Annotated in this window: 3 protein-coding genes; all 3 read left to right on the top strand. The window is 67.8% G+C overall.

Translation table 11 applies throughout. The annotated features are described in order from the left end of the window. On the top strand, window positions 1–1,467 hold a 1,467-nt coding region (locus tag AO684_RS20790), incomplete at its 5' end, for a terminase large subunit domain-containing protein (RefSeq protein ID WP_054304652.1). Window positions 1,468–1,523: 56 nt separating this feature from the next. Continuing rightward, entirely contained in the window at window positions 1,524–1,781 is a 258-nt protein-coding gene (locus AO684_RS20795) for an HNH endonuclease (RefSeq protein ID WP_235451337.1), read from the top strand. A 2-nt stretch (window positions 1,782–1,783) separates the two neighbouring features. Continuing rightward, window positions 1,784–3,046: a phage major capsid protein gene (locus tag AO684_RS20800; protein ID WP_054304654.1), complete on the top strand. Its 1,263-nt coding sequence runs from the start codon at window positions 1,784–1,786 to the stop codon at window positions 3,044–3,046. Window positions 3,047–3,059 lie beyond the last annotated feature (13 nt).

Genomic DNA, 3,059 nt, shown 5'->3' on the forward strand with positions numbered 1-3,059 from the left:
GAGGGGCAGCTTGCCGGGCAGCCGGTGAAGCTGGCCGAGTATCAGAAGCGGTTCATCCGGGGGGCGCTGGCCGATGGCATCATGGTCGGGGTGCTGTCCATCGGCAGGGGCAATGCCAAGACCGCCACCTCGGCGGGCATCGGTTTGGGCGCGCTTATGGGCGTCTGGGATGACCAGCCGAAGCGGGAAATCATCATCGCGGCGCGAAACAGGGACCAAGCGAAAACCGCCTTCGGCTTTGTGGTCGGCTTTGTGCAGGGCTTGCCCGAGGCGGAACAGGAACTGTTCACCATCCGCCGCGGCTACAAGCTGGAAGTGGAATACTCGGCCAATGGCGGCGGGCTTCTGCGCGTCATTCCGGCAGACGGCAAGTCGATCCTCGGCGGTGCCCCGACACTGGCGATTCTGGACGAGCGGGCGGCATGGGAGCGCGACAAGGGCGACGCGCTGGAAAACGCCATTCTCTCGGGCCTTGGCAAGCGCAACGGGCGCGCGCTGATCATTTCCACCAGTGCCCCGGATGACGCCAACACCTTTTCCAAGTGGCTGGACGATCCGCCACCCGGCACCTATCGGCAGGAACATCGCCCGCCCTTTGGCCTGCCTGCTGACGATCTGGAAAGCCTGCTGGAAGCGAACCCCGGCGCGGCTGAGGGCATAGGCGCAAGCCCGGAATGGCTGGTGGCGCAGGCGCGCCGGGCGATTGCGCGCGGCGGATCGGCGCTGGCCTCCTTCCGCAACCTCAACCGTAACGAGCGGGTTTCGACCGAAGATCGGTCGGTGCTGGTGACAGTGGATGAATGGCTCTCCGCCGAGGTGGCGCCCGATGATCTGCCCGAGCGGGCCGGTCCCTGCGTTCTGGGCGTTGATCTGGGCGGCAGTCGCAGCATGTCGGCGGCGGCATTCTACTGGCCGGATACCGGGCGGCTGGAGGCTGTCGGCACCTTCCCGGCCTTCCCTTCGCTGCAAGACCGGGGCGAGGCTGACGGCGTGTCGGGCCGCTATGTCGAGATGAACGAGCGGGGCGAGTTGTCCACCATGGGCGAAAACACGGTGCCGCCCGGCCCGTGGCTGGCCTCTCTGGTGAAGCTGGCCGATGGCGCGAACCTCGCCTGCATCGTGGGCGACCGCTTCCGCCATGCCGAGTTTGTCGAGGCGATGAACAAGGCCGGGCTGCGAGTGCCGTTCATCTGGCGGGGCTTCGGCTGGAAGGATGGCTCCGAGGACATCGAGCGTTTCCGCCGTGCGCTGTTTGACGGAGAGGTGAAGGTGGCCCCTTCCATGCTTCTGCGGTCTGCCTTCGCGGATGCGATCACGCTGGTGGACCCGGCAGGCAATCACAAGCTGGCGAAAGCGCGGTCTCTGGGCCGGATCGACGCGGCGGCGGCGGCAGTGCTGGCCGTGGCCGAGGGGATGCGGCGGAAAGCTGCGCCGGCCAGAAATGCGAGGGCGCCGGTATGGGCATGACGTGGAACCGCCATTCTGCGGCTGTCACCAAGTCCCGGCGCTGGAAAGGGCTGAGGATGCAGGCGCTGCGCCGCGATGGCTTTGCCTGCGTCCAGTGCGGCGCCCGAAATGATCTTGAGGTGGATCACGTCCAGCCGGTGCGCAGCGCGCCCGAGCGGGCGTTTGATCTGACCAATCTGCAATGCCTCTGCCCTGCCTGCCACAGCCGCAAGACGCGGCTTGAAATCGGCTTGGGCAAGGATGACCCCGAGCGGAACGCTTGGAAAAACCTGCTGCGGGACATGCAGCGCAACCCTTCGAGCAATGAGGTATGACCATGCTTGACTCCGTGAAGATTGCCCGGCGCCAGTCGGAGATCCGCCAAGCCCTTGCGGGCCTTGTCGGCAAGACCGATGCGACCGCCGATGAACTGCGCCAGATGGAGGCGCTGGACGTTGAATATCGCCAGAACGAAACCCGCTATCGGGCGGCGCTGGTGGCCGAGGATACCGAACGCCGCGAGGCCGGGGCCGATCTGGAAACCCGTTCCAGCCGCGAAATGGCCGATCTGATGGCGCGCTTCGAACTGCGCCAGGTGGTGCTGTCGCTGGACGAAGGCCGGGCGCTGGACGGCCCGACCGCTGAAATCGTGTCGGAGCTGCGTTCGGCGGGCGGCTTCCGGGGTGTGCCGGTGCCGTGGGCGGCGCTGGAACAGCGGGCCGGGGAAACCGTGGCCTCGGGCACCCCGAACCCGATGCAGACCCGCCCCATCATCGACCGGCTGTTCCCGGCTTCGGTGGCGGGCCGCATGGGCGCCCAGATGATCACCATCGATTCGGGCGCGGTGGAATGGCCGGTGACGACTTCGGCGGTCACGGCGGGCTGGGCTGACGGCGAAACCGCCAATGTCGCGGGGCCGACCGCCTACGCCACGACCGACCGCGCGCTGTCGCCCGATCATAACCTCGGGGTGCAGATGCGGATCACCCGCAAGACCCTGAAACAGTCGGGCGATGCGCTGGAAGCTGCCATTCGCCGCGACATGAACGGCGCCATGCAGTCGGAACTGGACAAGGCCATTTTCCTCGGCACCGGGGCGAACGGGCAGCCCTTGGGCGTCATCACCGGGGCCGCGACCTATGGCATCACCAGCACGGCGGTTGCGGCTGCGGCGACGTGGGGCGCCTTCCGCGCGGCGGTGGTGCGCTTCATGGCCGCGAATGCCGCGAACGGGCCGGGCGACGTGAAGGCGCTGATCCGCCCCGAAGTCTGGGACTTCATGGATGACGCGGAAGCCTTCACCGGCACGGGCGTCACCGAATGGGCGCGCATGGCGGCGCAACTGGGCGAGATTGTGCAGTCGTCGAATGCGCTGGCGGCACCGGCTGGCAGCCCGTTGGCGACCTCGGCCCTGCTGACCACCAGCGCGGGCGGCGTGGCGCCGGTGTTTGTCGGCCTCTGGGGCGCGGTGGACCTGATCCGCGACCCGTTCAGCGATGCACAGGCTGGCGGGCTGCGCATCACGGCGCTGGCGACGGCGGATGTGACCGTGGCGCGGGCCTCGCAACTGCAACTGCTGACCGGCGTCGAGGTGGCGTAATGCTCTGGGGCGG

Source organism: Gemmobacter sp. LW-1, assembly GCF_001303875.1.
Taxonomy (GTDB): domain Bacteria; phylum Pseudomonadota; class Alphaproteobacteria; order Rhodobacterales; family Rhodobacteraceae; genus Gemmobacter; species Gemmobacter caeni.

Coding starts and splice junctions, on each gene's coding strand:
- AO684_RS20795 (WP_235451337.1), top strand. CDS start 1,524: ATGCAGGCGCTGCGCCGCGATGGCTTTGCCTGCGTCCAGTGCGGCGCC.
- AO684_RS20800 (WP_054304654.1), top strand. CDS start 1,784: ATGCTTGACTCCGTGAAGATTGCCCGGCGCCAGTCGGAGATCCGCCAA.